Annotated in this window: 13 protein-coding genes and 1 tRNA gene; 8 read left to right on the top strand and 6 right to left on the bottom strand. The window is 65.8% G+C overall.

What is annotated here, in order from left to right:
• Positions 1–89 precede the first annotated feature (89 nt).
• Entirely contained in the window at positions 90–632 is a 543-nt protein-coding gene (locus tag NTH_RS18770) for a DUF1697 domain-containing protein (RefSeq protein WP_338531454.1), read from the bottom strand.
• Positions 629–1885, bottom strand: coding sequence for a threonine ammonia-lyase IlvA (ilvA, locus tag NTH_RS18765; protein WP_338531453.1), 1257 nt, complete (start codon positions 1883–1885; stop codon positions 629–631). Before ilvA ends, NTH_RS18770 begins: the two co-directional genes overlap by 4 nt.
• 147 nt (positions 1886–2032) lie before the next feature.
• Here ilvA and NTH_RS18760 point away from each other — a divergent pair, with 147 nt between their 5' ends.
• Together NTH_RS18760 and NTH_RS18755 are read left to right on the top strand one after the other, a co-directional pair.
• Positions 2033–3490, top strand: coding sequence for a TrkH family potassium uptake protein (locus NTH_RS18760; RefSeq protein WP_338531452.1), 1458 nt, complete (start codon positions 2033–2035; stop codon positions 3488–3490).
• 81 nt (positions 3491–3571) lie between these two features.
• Positions 3572–4741, top strand: coding sequence for an alpha/beta hydrolase (locus NTH_RS18755; RefSeq protein ID WP_338531451.1), 1170 nt, complete (start codon positions 3572–3574; stop codon positions 4739–4741).
• A 15-nt stretch (positions 4742–4756) separates the two neighbouring features.
• Here NTH_RS18755 and ade read toward each other — a convergent pair whose 3' ends face one another.
• The gene (gene ade / locus NTH_RS18750) at positions 4757–6568 is read right to left on the bottom strand and encodes an adenine deaminase (RefSeq protein ID WP_338531450.1); all 1812 of its coding nucleotides are present in this window, start codon (positions 6566–6568) and stop codon (positions 4757–4759) included.
• A gap of 68 nt (positions 6569–6636) precedes the next feature.
• Positions 6637–7248 (bottom strand): TetR/AcrR family transcriptional regulator, encoded by a 612-nt coding sequence (locus NTH_RS18745; protein WP_338531449.1) that lies wholly within the window; start codon positions 7246–7248, stop codon positions 6637–6639.
• Between the two features lie 99 nt (positions 7249–7347).
• Between NTH_RS18745 and NTH_RS18740 the strand changes: the two genes are divergently transcribed.
• Complete coding sequence (locus tag NTH_RS18740; RefSeq protein WP_338531448.1) at positions 7348–8088, top strand: SDR family NAD(P)-dependent oxidoreductase; 741 nt, start codon at positions 7348–7350, stop codon at positions 8086–8088.
• 222 nt (positions 8089–8310) lie between these two features.
• Positions 8311–10128, top strand: coding sequence for a DNA helicase RecQ (gene recQ / locus NTH_RS18735; protein ID WP_338531447.1), 1818 nt, complete (start codon positions 8311–8313; stop codon positions 10126–10128).
• 68 nt (positions 10129–10196) lie between these two features.
• Here the strand turns inward: recQ and NTH_RS18730 are convergent.
• Both NTH_RS18730 and wrbA read right to left on the bottom strand, forming a co-directional pair.
• A tRNA-Leu gene (locus NTH_RS18730) sits at positions 10197–10282 on the bottom strand.
• Positions 10283–10533: 251 nt separating this feature from the next.
• On the bottom strand, positions 10534–11133 hold the full coding sequence (gene wrbA / locus NTH_RS18725) for an NAD(P)H:quinone oxidoreductase (protein WP_338531446.1): 600 nt from the start codon (positions 11131–11133) through the stop codon (positions 10534–10536).
• 177 nt (positions 11134–11310) lie between these two features.
• Here wrbA and NTH_RS18720 point away from each other — a divergent pair, with 177 nt between their 5' ends.
• The 4 genes from NTH_RS18720 (at position 11311) to NTH_RS18705 (ending at position 14264) form a co-directional block, all read left to right on the top strand.
• Complete coding sequence (locus NTH_RS18720) at positions 11311–12039, top strand: competence/damage-inducible protein A (RefSeq protein ID WP_338531445.1); 729 nt, start codon at positions 11311–11313, stop codon at positions 12037–12039.
• 94 nt (positions 12040–12133) lie between these two features.
• Positions 12134–12976 carry a universal stress protein gene (locus tag NTH_RS18715; protein ID WP_338531444.1) on the top strand — a complete coding sequence of 281 codons (843 nt, stop codon included), beginning with the start codon at positions 12134–12136 and terminating at the stop codon, positions 12974–12976.
• Positions 12977–13077: 101 nt separating this feature from the next.
• The gene (gene gpt / locus NTH_RS18710) at positions 13078–13575 is read left to right on the top strand and encodes a xanthine phosphoribosyltransferase (protein WP_338531443.1); all 498 of its coding nucleotides are present in this window, start codon (positions 13078–13080) and stop codon (positions 13573–13575) included.
• Between the two features lie 197 nt (positions 13576–13772).
• Positions 13773–14264: an NUDIX hydrolase gene (locus NTH_RS18705; RefSeq protein ID WP_338531442.1), complete on the top strand. Its 492-nt coding sequence runs from the start codon at positions 13773–13775 to the stop codon at positions 14262–14264.
• Positions 14265–14293: the final 29 nt, after the last annotated feature.

Raw genomic sequence — 14293 nt, 5'->3', positions numbered from 1 at the left:
CCGGGTGACCGGCCCATGCGCCTTACGCCCCTCATATGGAGAAGCGGGCGGAAAATAGCAAATGAATTGTGCAGCGCGGCAGATGTGGTTCAGGCGATCGCCGCCGCCAGGTCCCGGAGCGCCAGCATGGTGCGCCAGTTGCGCGCCGTCATGGGAACCTTGAGCGTGGTCTCGATTTTCGGCGCGAAACGCGAGTTGCCCATCCCGTCCGGCGTATGGAGATAGAGCGCCCTTCCCCGCACGGCGAAGCGGTCGGTTCCCGTAGCTTTCTCCCGAAGCGCCTCGACCCGCTCCGCCTCCGGCTCCTGTTCGAGCGTGAAGACGTGGAGCTTCGTCGGCTCGTCCACCGCTTCGGGAAACGGGTTCTGCGCGATCATGGCATCCCATTCGGCAAGGCTGCGCACCAGCACGCTTTTATCAAAGCCCATCTTTGCGCGGACCAGCTCGGCCACGCGCCGCGCCAGCGCCGCCTCGTCAAGGGTCGACGTCAGGACGGCGTTGCCGCTGTTGATGTAGGTCTTCACGCCGTGGAAACCGTCCGCCTCCAGCACGGCGCGCAGCCTGGCGACGGGCAGCTGCGTCTTGCCGCCGACGCCGCGGAACACGACGATGTACCGGGTGGCTTCGCTCATATCAGCAGGCTCGCGATGATGTCGTTCTCGGTGATATCCTGATAGGCCCAGCCGGCTTCGTCAAACCGGCGCATGAGCCTTGGAAAGTTCTTGCGGTCCCTGGTTTCGAGGCCGATCAGCACCGAACCGAAATTGCGGGCGGACTTCTTCAGATATTCGAAGCGCGTAATGTCGTCGTCCGGCCCCAGAAGATCGAGAAAGTCGCGCAGCGCGCCCGGGCGCTGGGGAAAGCGGAAGATGAAGTATTTCTTCAGCCCCTCGAAGCGCAGGGCGCGCTCCTTCACGTCGGGAAGGCGCTCGAAATCGAAATTGCCGCCGGACACGACGGCGATCACCGTGCGGCCCTTCAGCTCCTTGCGCGGGAAATCCTTCAGCGTATCGATGGCCAGCGCCCCGGCGGGCTCCAGCACCACGCCCTCGATGTTGAGCATTTCCACCATCGTGGCGCAGAGGCGGTTTTCGGGCACCAGATGCACCTTATCGGCCGAAAAACCCTTGAGGCGGCGGAAGGGTTCGCGCCCGATTTCGGCGACTGCCGCCCCATCCACGAAATTGTCGACCGCTTCGAGCTTGGCCCGCTTGCCGGTCTCAAGGCTCCTGCGCAGGCTGGGCGCGCCGGCCGGCTCGGCGAAGATGAAGTCGCAGCCGGTCCCGACCGCATTGAGATAGCCTGTGACGCCGGCCGCGAGCCCACCGCCGCCGACCGGCAGGACAACCAGCGCCTGATCGAGCCCGCCGCCGATCTGGTCGGCCATTTCCCGGGCGACCGTCGCCTGGCCCTCGATGATGTCGGCGTGGTCGAAGGGCGGCACCATCAGCGTGCCCTCGGCCTCGGCATGGGCGGCGGCGGCGCGGTAGCATTCGTCGAAGAAATCGCCGACCAGCCGCACCTCGATGAAGGGGCCGCCGAACAGGCGCGTCTTGTCGATCTTCTGCTGCGGGGTAGTCACCGGCATGAAGACGACGCCCTTCTTGGAAAAGTGCCGGCAGACGAAGGCGAAGCCCTGGGCGTGATTGCCGGCCGATGCGCAGACGAAGCTCGGCAGGTCAGGCTTGGCGGCCAGCGCCTTGCGCATGAAATTGAAGGCGCCGCGCAGCTTGTAGGAACGCACCGGCGTCAGGTCCTCGCGCTTGAGGAAGACGCGGGCGCCCGTCTTCTTGGACAGATAGTCGTTCTCCTGCAGCGGCGTTTCGGGGAAGAGCGCGCGCAATGCGCTTTCGGCCCCGGCCACCCGCTCGACAAACTGGTTCATATCGTCTTCCTTCCGCCGGCCCGGCTCGTCATCCGGTTCCGCATCGGCTATTGCATATCGAAAGCGGCAACGCCAATCTCCCGCAGCATCGCGGGCGGACACGTCAAGCGCCGACGCCAAAAGACCACCGTCGACGGGGACCAATTCGTGCAATATCTGGCAATCCGCGCTGCTATCCATATTGCTTCGGCGTTTGCGCTCTACCTTTCGGTGGCCATGCTCATCCCGGCGGCGGTGGACGCCTATTACGGCAATGACGACTGGCGCGTTTTCGCCTTCTCGTCGTTTTTCACGGGCGGCCTGGCGCTCGCCGTGTCCATGGCCACCCAGGGGCGCCAGCCGCCCATCTCCTCGCGCTTCGGCTTTCTCGTGGTCAACCTGCTGTGGTTTACCGCCTGCCTTGTCGGCGCGGTGCCGTTGCTTGCCGCGTCGGTGGAGCTAGGGCTGGCCGACGCGGTGTTCGAATCCGTGTCGGGCGTCACGGCCACGGGCGCCACGGTCATCGTCGGGCTCGACGGCCTGCCGCCGGGCCTGCTTCTGTGGCGTTCGATCCTGCAATGGATCGGCGGGCTCGGCGTCATCGCGCTCGGCCTGTTCATCCTGCCGTTCCTGAATGTCGGCGGCGTTTCCTATTTCAAGATCGAATCATCGGACATCGAAGACCGCCCCTTCGACCGCTTCTCCACCTTCGCCTACAGCCTGTTCGGCATCTATGCGGTGCTGACCCTGGCTTGCGCGATCAGCTATGCGGCGGCCGGCATGACAACGTTCGACGCGCTCAACCATGCGCTCACGACGACGGCCACGGCGGGTTTCTCCACCCATGACGCGTCCATGGGCTTTTATGCCGACAATGCCGCAATCCTGTGGGTGAGCACCCTGTTCATGTTTTTGGGCGCCCTGCCCTTCTCGATTCTCATCCTGTTCGTCCTGCGCGGCCGTCTCGATGCGCTGCGCGATCCGCAGATCAGGGTGTTCGCGGGCTATGTGGTGGTGTTCGTGATCGTCGTGGCGATCTATCTGCGCGTTGTGGACGAAAGGCCCTTCTTCGATGCGCTCACCCACTCGGCCTTCAATTTCGTCTCCATCATCACCACCACCGGCTATGCCAGCGAGGACTATGGCGCGTGGGGGCCGTTCGCGCTGGCAGCGGCCTTCGTGGCGATGTTCCTGGGCGGGTGCTCGGGCTCGACGACCGGCGGCATCAAGGCCTACCGCTTTCTTATCCTGTTCGAGCTCCTGGCCAACGGCCTGCGCCGCTTCGTCTATCCGAACACCGTGCTGACTGTCCGCTACGGCGACCGCCCCGTGGACGACGACCTGCAACGAGCAGTGGTGCTCTACATGTCCGCCTTCCTCGTGATATGGGCGGTCATCATCCTCATGCTGGCAGCCACCGGGCTCGATCTGATCACGGCCGTTTCGGCCGCGCTGTCGGCCTTGACCAATGTCGGCCCGGGTCTCGGCCCCGTCGTCGGCCCGGCCGGCAGCTTTGCGCCCCTGTCGGACACCGCCAAATGGATCATGGCGCTGGCCATGCTCCTGGGCCGGCTCGAAATTCTCACCGTCCTCGTCATCTTTACGCCCGTATTCTGGGGTCGGTAGCGTGCCTTCGGATAGACTCGGCAAGCCATGGACGCTAATAGGCGTAGCGGGTGGCAGCGCTCAAAATTTGGGAGCAACATCATGGCAGATGGCCGCATGCGCCTGTTCGCCCCGGTCGTCATGGCCCTTGCCATATTGCTTGGCGGCTGCGCCGGCGAAAGCCGCCATCGCATCCTTGCCCAGACCATTGCCCCGGCGAGCGCCGGGCAGATCGCCAGCACGCATGAGTTGTTCATCGCGACCTCGCGCGCGCGGGATGAAGCGCCGGGCGTCGTCTTCGCGGGAGACCGGTCGCCCGACCCGATGTTCGGCCGCGTCGAGATCAGCGTGCCGGCCGTCCACGAGCCGGGCCGCATCGAGCGCAGCCCGACGCGCAAGGTCGCCGATCCGGCGCGCTATTTCGCCGCCCGCCGCATCGGCCTTTACACCAGCGAGGAGGGATTTTCCGAGAGCCTGCGCGAGGATCTGGCCGAAAGCGACGGCCGGGCGCTGGTGTTCGTCCATGGCTACAACACGGGCTTTGACGAGGCCGTCTACCGGATGACGCAGATCGTGCACGATTCGGGCTTTACCGGTACGCCGGTGCTGTTTACCTGGGCCTCGGCTGGGCGGACGATCGACTATATCTATGACAGCAACAGTGCCGCGGCGGCGCGCGATGCGCTGGAGGACACGCTGCTGACGGTCGCGCGGTCCGGCGCCAAGCGGATCGACATCATCGCCCATTCAATGGGAAGCTGGGTGGTGATGGAAACGCTGCGCCAGCTCGCCATCTCGGGCAACAAGGATCTGAATGGAAAGCTGGGCGACGTCGTTCTGGCTTCGCCCGATATCGACGCCGACGTGTTCAAGCTGCAGATGCGCCGGTATGGCGAACCCGTCGGCGGCTTCTACGTGCTGACGTCGCGGGACGACCGGGCGCTGTCCCTGTCGCAGCTCATTGCCGGCAATCAGCCTCGGGTCGGGGCGGTCATCAATGCCCAGAACCTGTCGAGCGCCGGAGTGACGGTGATCGACATCACGGGCGTTGCCGCGGGCGACGGGCTCCATCACACCAAATTCGCGGAAAACCCGCTGCTGATCCGGCTGCTCGGCGAAACGCTCGTCGCCGACGAGGGGCCGACAGACGAGCAGGAGATAAGCCGCCGTTTCGACAGGCTGGCCAGCGGCATCGGACAGACGATCGGCTCGGCAGCCGAACTCATCGTCACGACCCCGTTCGAAGTCTTCGATCTCGATGTAGGACCGTAGCAGCCGGGCCGCGCCCTACACGAACAGATCGACCTTGGAAAAGGTGGTCACGTCGATGAGGCCGGCGTCCGATATGCGCAGTTCCGGGATGACGACGAGCGCCAGAAGCGAATGCTGCATATAGGCGTTGTTGAGAGAGCAGCCCATGTCGCGCATGGCGGCGGCGAGCCTGGCGGCTTTCGCGGCGACGATTTCGGCGCGTTCGTCGGACATCAGCCCGGCGATCGGCAACTCCACCATGGCCAGTTCCCTGCCCTTCGAGAACATCACGACGCCGCCGCCCACCGCGCCGAGCCGGTTGGCCGCGGCGGCCATATCCGCCTTGTTGGTGCCGACGACGATCATGTGGTGGGAATCATGGGCCACGGTCGAGGCCATGGCGCAGTCCTGCGTGTAGCCGAAGCCTGAGACGAAGCCGTTGGTCACCGACCCGGTGCCCCGGTGCCGCTCGACCAGCGCGATCTGGCAGATGTCGTTGCGGCGGTCCATGGACACGGTTCCCTTGGCCACGCCCAGATCGGCGGTGAGCGCGCGCGTCGGCGCCTGATTCTCGATCACGCCGATCACCCGGGCGCGCACGCTGCGGACGCCGTAGGGCGCCGGTATGTCGAAGTCGCGCGCGGCCAGGCGCTTGCCCAGCTTGACGGTCTTCTTGACCTTGGCCGGATAGTCGTAGGCGGGAATGTCGGCCTCCAGCTTGCCGCCCTTGGCCAACCGCACGCCGCGGCCATAGACCTCGTCGATCACGAGTTCGGCCAGGTCGGAGACGATCAGGAAATCGGCCAGGCGCCCCGGCGCGATGGACCCCAGTTCGCGCTCCATCTTGAAATGCTGGGCTGTATTGAGGGTCGCCATCTGGATCGCCGTGACCGGCGGCAGGCCCTGCGCGATTGCGTGGCGCACCACCCTGTCCATATGGCCCTCGTTGACCAATGTTCCCGAATGGCTGTCGTCGGTGCACAGGATGAAATTGCGCGGGTCGATGCCGGCCTCGGTCACCGCCTTGATCTGGCTGGCGACGTCGTACCAGGCCGAGCCGAGGCGAAGCATGGCCTTCATGCCCTGCCGCACGCGGGCGATGGCGTCCTCCATGCGGGTGCCTTCGTGGTCGTCCTCCGGCCCCCCGGCCACATAGCCGTGGAAGGCGCGGCCAAGGTTCGGCGAGGCAAAATGCCCGCCGACCGTCTTGCCGGCCCGCACCGTGGCGGCGATCTCGCCGGTCATGGCCGGGTCGTTTGCCGCCACGCCGGGAAAGTTCATCACCTCGCCCAGGCCCACGATGTTCTCCCAGCCCATCGCCTCGGCCACATCGTCGGCATCGAGCGTGGCGCCGGCATTTTCGAGCCCCGGCGCCGACGGCACGCAGGAGGGCATCTGCACGAACACGTTGATCGCCTGCGCCAGCGCCTCGTCATGCATCAGCCGGACGCCCGGCAGCCCCAGCACATTGGCGATCTCGTGCGGGTCGATGAACATCGACGTGGTGCCGTGCGGGATGACGGCGCGGCAGAACTCGGTGACCGTCACCATGCCGCTTTCCACGTGCATGTGCGCATCGCACAGGCCGGGCACGAGATAGCGGCCGGTGGCGTCGACGACCTTGGTCTTCTCGCCGATGGCGTGGCTGGCGTCAGGGCCGCAATAGGCGAAGCGGCCGGCCGCAATGGCGACGTCGGTGCCCGGCAGCACCTCGCCCGAATGCACGTTCACCCAGCGGCCGTTGCGCACCACCAGGTCGGCGGGCCGCCGGCCCATCGCCACATCCACAAGCTGCGGCGCAACCTCCGTCCATGGCTGCGGCTTCTTGAACATGGCTGATTTCGGCATCGAGCTTCTCCCTTTATGGAGATGCACTCTGCCAGTCCCCCGCAGGCAAATCCAGAACCTATCCAGTTTCAGGGTCTACGGATAATGACGTGATCCCAGGCGGCCATCGCGCTATCGACGATTTCCAGCAGGCTCTGCTCGCTGACGCCGTCGCGGGCCTGGATCGACATGCCGTTCTGGACGGCAGTGTAGAAGGCGGCGACTCTTGCGGCATCGACCTGCGGCGGCACGTCGCCCTCGGCCATGCCGCGCTCGATGCGCGCACGATACGCGGCCTCTGCCTCGCGCCTGTTACGGGCCAGGAAGCCGCTTACCGCATCATGGTCGGGGCCGGTGGCCAACGCCGAGACGACAATCATGCAGCCACCCGGCTTCTGCTGGTCGGTGAAGATGCGGGCATTGGTCCGCAGCGCCTCGCCCACCGCCTCGCGCGCGGTCGGGCCGGCCTGCAGCGCCTCCAGGAACTTGCCGCCCTCTTCCCGCTCGTAAAGCGCGACGGCGTCGTAGAACAGCTTCTCCTTGCACTGAAACGCCGCGTAGAGGCTGGGCTTGTTGATGCCCATCGCCTCGGCCAGATCGCTCACGGACGTGCCGTCATAGCCTCGCGTCCAGAAAAGCCGCATGGCGCGATGCAGCGCTTCATCCCTGTCGAAGGCCCTCGGCCTGCCTCTTTCCACCATTTCCACATCCTTTTATACCGAAGAGTAAATAAAGCTCTTGACGCGGTCCGGCAAGGGGAATAGCCATTTGTACCGAACGGTACATAAAAGGAGAAAGCCATGCAGGATCTCGTTGGAAAAGCAGCGCTCGTCACGGGCGGCAGCCGGGGAATAGGCGCGGCGATCGCCCGCACGCTGGCCGCGCGCGGCGCCGATGTCGCCATCACCTACGCCGCCAATGCGCAGAAGGCCGCGCAAGTGGCCGGCGAGATAGAGGCCCTTGGCCGCAAAGCCACGGCGATCCAGGCCGACAGCGCCGACGCGGAGGCCGTGAGAGGCGCCGTGGATCTGGCCGCCGAACGGCTTGGGCGGCTCGACATCCTCGTCAACAATGCGGGCATCTTTCCCAACGGCCCGATGGAAGAGGTGACGGTGGAAGAGATCGACCGCACGCTCGGCATTCATGTGCGCGGCGTCTTCGTCGCCTCGCAGGCGGCCCTGCGCCACATGAGCGAGGGCGGGCGGATCATCTCGATCGGCTCGAGCCTTGCCCAGCGGCCCCAGTTCCCCGGCATGACGCTCTATGCAGCGAGCAAATCCGCCCTGATCGGCTTCACCAAGGGACTGGCGCTGGACGTGGGCGGGCGCGGCATAACGGTCAACGTCGTCGATCCCGGCTCCACGGACACCGACATGAACCCCGCCAATGGCGAGATGGCGGATTATCAGCGCAGCCGCACCCCGCTCGGGCGTTTCGGCCGTCCGGAGGACATCGCCGCCACGGTCGCGCATCTGGCCGGCGACGGCGGCCGCTTCATCAGCGGCGCCATGCTGGCCGTGGACGGCGGGGCAAACGCCTGAACCTTGCTGCCGATGCGCTGCATAGGCGGCGCGAAGCTGTTATGACGGGGGTATCTTCGATTCTCCCGTCAGAGCCCGATTTAAAAGCCGGTCTGACGGGCTGCAAATGGCGTTTTCCTGCGCTCCGGTGCTCACGTACCAATGTACGCTCCGCTCCGGTGCTCAAAAATCACCATTTTCGCCACGCCAGAACGACTTTTAAACCGGACTCTTAGGCTTCACATGTATTCCAGTCCCACCGAAATTCTCAGATCCGTCTATGGCTATGACGGTTTCCGCGGACGGCAGGGCGAGATCGTCGAGCATATGGTGGCCGGCGGCAACGCCTTCGTGCTGATGCCGACGGGCGGCGGAAAATCGCTCTGCTACCAGATCCCGGCGCTCTGCCGGCCGGGCATGGGGCTGGTGATCTCGCCGCTGATCGCGCTGATGGCGGACCAGGTGGCGGCGCTGGTTCAGGCCGGCGTCAGGGCGGCGGCGCTCAACTCCGATCTGGCGCCCGCCGCGCGCGACGAGCTCTGGCAGGCCATGCGCGCCGGCGAGCTGGACCTTCTTTATGTCGCGCCGGAAACGCTGCTGCGGCCGGATACGCTGGCGGGCCTGAAGCAGATCCCGCTGTCGCTGATCGCCATCGACGAGGCGCACTGCATGTCCCAGTGGGGGCACGATTTCCGCCCCTCCTACCGCCAGCTCGACATTCTTCCCGATCATTTTCCCGATGCGCCGCGCATGGCGCTGACGGCCACGGCCGATGCGCCGACGCGCCAGGAGATCGTCGAGCTCCTGCGGATCGGCGAGGCGGACTGCTTCATCGCCGGTTTCGACCGGCCCAATATCCGCTATGCCATCGAGGAGAAGGACAGCCCGCGCCGGCAGCTCCTCGGCTTCCTCGAACGGCACAAGGGCGAAAGCGGCATCATCTACTGCCTGTCCAAGCGCAAGACGGAGGAGACGGCTTCGTGGCTGGAGGGCCAGGGGTTCCGTGCGCTCGCGTATCACGGCGGGATGGACAAGGCCGCCCGCGAGCAGAACCAGCGCCGCTTCCAGCGCGAGGAAGCGGTGGTCATGGTCGCCACCATCGCCTTCGGCATGGGCATCGACAAGCCGGATGTGCGCTTCGTCGCCCATCTGGACCTGCCCGGCAGCATCGAGGCCTATTATCAGGAAACCGGCAGGGCCGGCCGCGACGGCCTGCCCGCCGACACGCTGATGCTGTACGGGGCCGACGACATCGCGCTGCGCCGCCGCTTCATCGACGAATCGGACGCGCCGGAGCAGCGCCGGCGCATGGAGCGGCAGAAGCTCGACGCGCTGCTCGGGCTTTGCGAGACCGCCCAATGCCGGCGCCAGGTGCTGCTCGGCTATTTCGGCGACGGGTGCGAGCCGTGCGGCAACTGCGATACCTGCGCCGCCCCGCCGGAGCTGTTCGACGGGCTGGTCGCCGCCCAGAAGGCGCTTTCATGCATCTACCGGACCGGCGAGCGCTTCGGCCAGGCCTATATCGTCGAGGTGCTTCTGGGCCGCGAGGACGAGCGCATCGCCCGTTTCGGCCATGACCGGATTTCCACCTTTGGCATCGGCACGGAGCACGATCAGGCGACATGGCGGGCCATCCTGCGCCAGCTCATCGCCCACGGGCTGGTCAATGTCGACCTGGCCGGCCATGGCGGCCTGTCGATTTCGGACGACGGCAGGGCCTTCCTGCGGGACAAGCCGGCCCTGATGCTGCGCGCGCCCCGCCCGGCCCGCAAGGAACGGGGCCGCAAGGCCGCGCGCCAGGAGGCGGCCGCGGCCATGCCGGCGGAGCACCGCGGCCTGTTCGAGGCGCTGCGCGAAAAGCGGATCGAGCTCGCCCGCGCCCAGAACGTGCCGCCCTATGTCATCTTCCACGACAGGACACTGGCCGAGATGGCAGCCGTCCGCCCCCGCTCGCGCGCGGCGATGGCCGGCATACCGGGCATAGGCGACGCCAAGCTGGAACGCTACGGCACGGCATTCCTCGAGGTGATCACAGGATATGAGGCCCGGGCCGAGGCTTGAGGGCGCGGCGTCCATCCAAAGTGCCGGAGCGCCCTTGCAGCGCGAAGGGATGCACGGCGCTCTGAAAGTGGTGCGGACGGCGGGGATCGAACCCGCACGGGCGTTGCCCGAGGGATTTTAAGTCCCTTGCGTCTACCAGTTCCGCCACGTCCGCGCCCGTTGCTTTTCAGGGCTTTGCGCGAAAAGGTCAACCGGCATTCTGCAGATCGGCCTGCCCCGCCTGCCGGCTGGGGTTGCGGGCCCGCCTGACGACGGGGGACGGAAGACGGGCGGCCCCTCGGCCGCCCGTTCGCCTCCTGCCGGCTACAGCATTTTTCAGTCAGGTGGAACCACCTGACGTCCGCATAAATGCGGAAAACAAGAAGATGGAGCGCCCCTTATGCGTCCGAACGGACGCATGGCGCTCTATCCGGCGATCTTGGCCGTGATCTCGGCAAGCCGCCTGCCCTGATATTTCGCGCCTTCGAGCTCCTGCTCGGAGGGCATGCGCGATCCGTCGCTATTGGTCGAGGTGGTCATGCCGTAGGGCGAGCCGCCGCGCACCGTGTCGTTGCCCGACTGGCCCTGATAGCCGTAGGAAAGCGGCACGATGATCATGCCGTGATGCTGCAGCGGGACCTGCGTCGTCACGATCGTCATTTCTGCGCCGCCGTGCTGGGTGGCGGTGGACGACATCACCGTCGCCGTCTTGTTGATGAGCTTGCCCTCGGCCCACAGCGATCCCGTCTGGTCGAGGAAGTTCTTCATCTGCGACGACATCAGGCCGTAGCGGGTGGGCACGCCGAAGATGAAGCCGTCATAGTCGGGCAGTTCCATCGGGTCGGCGATCTCGGCTTCCTGGTCGAGCTTGTAATGCGCGCTCTTTGCGACTTCCTCGGGAACCAGTTCGGGCACCCGCTTGATGGTGACGTCGGCACCGGCGGCGCGAGCGCCCTCGGCCGCGGCTTTCGCCATCGCTTCCATGTGCCCCCAGCTCGAATAGTAAAGTACGAGAATCTTCGCCATGCTTTCCGTCTCCTTTGAAGATACCGGCCGGGCTCCCCGGCGGTGTCGGTCCGAATCTAGGTGCTTTGGCGGGCCGGGGAATGCGCCCGGTTGCAGACACACCGTTCACACCATGGCCACCATTGCCGCCGGCGGTGGCGCGAGCTATTGGACGGTGGCCAACGGGAACAATGCGGAATGAGCGCAATCGTTACAGCGGGAATGGTCGTGATCGGCGACGAAATCCTCTCGGGCCGCACGAAGGACCGCAATATCGGCCATCTGGCGGACATGCTGACCGCGGTCGGAATCGACCTCAAGGAGGTGCGGATTGTCGCCGACGACGAGGACGCCATCGTCGAGGCGGTGAATGCGCTGCGCAGCCGCTTCGACTACGTCTTCACCACCGGCGGCATCGGCCCCACCCATGACGACATAACGGCGGACGCCATATCGCGTGCCTTCGGCCTGCCTTGCGAGCACGATGCGGAGGCGGACCGGATGCTGGGCGAGCATTTCGCCAGGCGCGGCATCGAATATACCGACGCAAGGCGGCGCATGGCGCGGATGCCGCGCGGCGCCACCCATATCGTCAATCCCATCTCCGTCGCGCCCGGCTTCAAGATCGGCAATGTGTATGTGATGGCCGGGGTGCCCTCCATCTTCCAGTCGATGCTGGACAATGTCGTGCCGACGCTGCGGACGGGGACAAAGCTTCTTTCCGTCGCCATTGCCTCGCCCCATCCCGAAGGAGCCATCGGCGGCCCGCTGGGCGAGATCCAGAAGGCCCATCCCGAAACCATCATCGGCTCCTATCCCAAATATCTCGACGGCAAGTTCTGGACCGAGGTGGTCGTGCGGGCGCGATCGGAGGAAGCGCTCCGGCAAGCGGCGGGCGCGGTCGAGGCCATGCTGGAAAGTCTTTGAAACGGATCGGGCCTCCGGACGTTTGACATAGGCCAATGCAAGCCGCCCGCTGGAGCGGCAAGATTGCGTCCATTGGCTCTGACCGGAGGTTCCCATGTCCTATAAAACGATTGTCGCCATTCTTCAGAGCGAGGCCGATCTGCCGCGCGTCCTCGACTTCGCATTGCCCTTCGCGGCGCGAAACCAGGCTCATCTCATAGGTCTGCATGCCGAATCGCTGCCGATCGCGATGGCGACGCCGATGGGCGGCCCGGCGGTCGACTTCTCGACGGAGTTAAGCGCCGAGGCCGAACGGCGCAACGGCGAGTTGAAGGCCGTTTTCGAGCGCAAATGCGCCGCCGAGGACGTCCGCTACGAGTGGCGCGGCTATGAGAACGTGTCGGGCGATTCCGCCATCTCGGGCATCGAGAGCGCCCGCACGGCCGACATCGCCATCGCCCAGCAGAACGACCCCGATGCGGAAGCGCGCATGGCCGCCGACGTCGAGGCGCTGATCTTCGAGACGGGGCGCCCGGTCCTGCTGGTGCCCTATACCTACCAGGGCCGGCGGGAGCCGTTCAAAAAGCCGCTCGTGGCCTGGAACGGCAGCAAGGAGGCCGCGCGCGCCGCATTCGACGCGCTGCCGCTGCTGAGGGAGGCCGGGACGGCCGAAGTGCTGACCGTCGACGCCAGGGATACGATGAGCCAGGATGCCGGCGTTGCCGGCGCAGCCATCGTCGAGGCGCTGGCAAAGCACGGAATAGACGTGACGCTGCGCGCCGAGCAATCGGACGGCCTTTCCCAAGGCGACGTCATCTCCAACCGGCTGGCCGATTCGGGCTGCGACCTCCTCGTCATGGGCGCCTTCGGACGCTCGCGCGTTTCCGAATTCGTGTTCGGCGGCGTGACGCGCTCGATGCTGCAGACCATGACGGTACCCACGCTCATGTCGCGATAGGCTGTGCCATCTGCCGGCAGGACTTGCTTTCGCCGCCCCTTTCCGGCTAATTCCCCGCGCATTCCGAGCGCCATTCCGGGCGCCGCCTTGGAGTGCGCGACATGGATCATCCAGACAAAGCCTTTCCGGTCTCGTGGGACCAGTTCCACCGGGACGCACGGGCGCTCGCCTGGCGCCTGGCCGGGGTGAACGGCAAGTGGAAGTCCATCGTCTGCATCACCCGCGGCGGGCTGGTTCCGGCGGCGGTCATCGCCCGCGAACTGGGTATAAGGCTGATCGAGACGGTGTGCGTGGCCTCCTATCATGACTACGCCGAGCAGGGGGAGCTGAAGATCATCAAGGAGGTCGCGCCGTCGCTGCTGCAAGACGACGGCAAGGACGTCCTGATCGTCGACGACCTGACCGATACGGGCAAGACCGCGGCAATCGTGCGCGCGATGATGCCGAAAGCCCATTTTGCAACGATCTACGCCAAGCCCAAGGGCCGTCCGCTGGTCGATACGTTCGTCACGGAGGTCTCGCAGGACACCTGGATCTACTTTCCCTGGGACATGGGCTTTTCCTATCAGAAGCCCATAGCGGAAGGCGAAGTCGGCTAGGGTCAGAACCTAGAGGTCGCGGCTGGCGCGCCCGTTTATTTGCCTATTTCCCCCGGCGACATATGTTCGCATCAATGCCGGTCCAGACTGCGCCGGTCCAGACTGGGCCGGTCCAGACGGGGCCGGTCCAGACGGGGCCGGTCGGCCTGGCTCCAGGCGGGCCGGGCCATGCAGGCAATTCCAGGGAGATTTTGCGGATGCTGTTCAGCCATATCAGACGCATAGGCATTGCGGAGAGCCTCCGCCGCATCTTCGGCGGCAATCCGCCGCGGGTGCAGGCGGCCGCCCTGCCCTGGCGTCCGGCGGCTGACGGCGTCGAGGTCCTGCTCGTGACCAGCCGCGGCTCCGGCCGCTGGGTGCTGCCCAAGGGGTGGCCCGAAGCCGGCGAAACACTCGCCGAATCGGCGCTTCGCGAAGCGCGCGAGGAAGCCGGCGTCGACGGCAAGGCCAGCGCGGAGGCCTTCGGCCACTACTACTACAGCAAGGTGCTGAGCAGCGGGATGCAGTGGCACTGCCAGGTTGAGGTCTACCCGGTAGAGGTCTCCAGGGAGCTCAAGAAATGGCCGGAGATGAAGGAACGGGAACGCCGCTGGCTGCCGCCGCGAAAGGCAGCGGAAATGGTGCAGGAGCCCGATTTGGCGGAACTTATTGCCGGCTTTGCGGGTAATCCACGGGAAATAGCGGTCTGAATGGCCGATTCGGCGCAGAGCGCTTGTGC

This window comes from Nitratireductor thuwali, assembly GCF_036621415.1.
GTDB classification, from domain to species: Bacteria; Pseudomonadota; Alphaproteobacteria; order Rhizobiales; family Rhizobiaceae; genus Chelativorans; species Chelativorans thuwali.
The sequence above is the reverse complement of the archived record's forward strand: the minus strand, read 5'-3'. Positions and strand labels throughout refer to the sequence as shown.

Excerpts from the sequence above, each read along its gene's own strand:
- NTH_RS18705 (WP_338531442.1), top strand. The coding sequence starts at position 13,773 with ATGCTGTTCAGCCATATCAGACGCATAGGCATTGCGGAGAGCCTCCGC.
- gpt (WP_338531443.1), top strand. The coding sequence starts at position 13,078 with ATGGATCATCCAGACAAAGCCTTTCCGGTCTCGTGGGACCAGTTCCAC.
- NTH_RS18745 (WP_338531449.1), bottom strand. The coding sequence starts at position 7,248 with ATGGTGGAAAGAGGCAGGCCGAGGGCCTTCGACAGGGATGAAGCGCTG.
- ade (WP_338531450.1), bottom strand. The coding sequence starts at position 6,568 with ATGCCGAAATCAGCCATGTTCAAGAAGCCGCAGCCATGGACGGAGGTT.
- ilvA (WP_338531453.1), bottom strand. The coding sequence starts at position 1,885 with ATGAACCAGTTTGTCGAGCGGGTGGCCGGGGCCGAAAGCGCATTGCGC.
- NTH_RS18770 (WP_338531454.1), bottom strand. The coding sequence starts at position 632 with ATGAGCGAAGCCACCCGGTACATCGTCGTGTTCCGCGGCGTCGGCGGC.
- NTH_RS18720 (WP_338531445.1), top strand. The coding sequence starts at position 11,311 with ATGAGCGCAATCGTTACAGCGGGAATGGTCGTGATCGGCGACGAAATC.
- NTH_RS18755 (WP_338531451.1), top strand. The coding sequence starts at position 3,572 with ATGGCAGATGGCCGCATGCGCCTGTTCGCCCCGGTCGTCATGGCCCTT.
- recQ (WP_338531447.1), top strand. The coding sequence starts at position 8,311 with ATGTATTCCAGTCCCACCGAAATTCTCAGATCCGTCTATGGCTATGAC.
- NTH_RS18740 (WP_338531448.1), top strand. The coding sequence starts at position 7,348 with ATGCAGGATCTCGTTGGAAAAGCAGCGCTCGTCACGGGCGGCAGCCGG.
- NTH_RS18715 (WP_338531444.1), top strand. The coding sequence starts at position 12,134 with ATGTCCTATAAAACGATTGTCGCCATTCTTCAGAGCGAGGCCGATCTG.
- wrbA (WP_338531446.1), bottom strand. The coding sequence starts at position 11,133 with ATGGCGAAGATTCTCGTACTTTACTATTCGAGCTGGGGGCACATGGAA.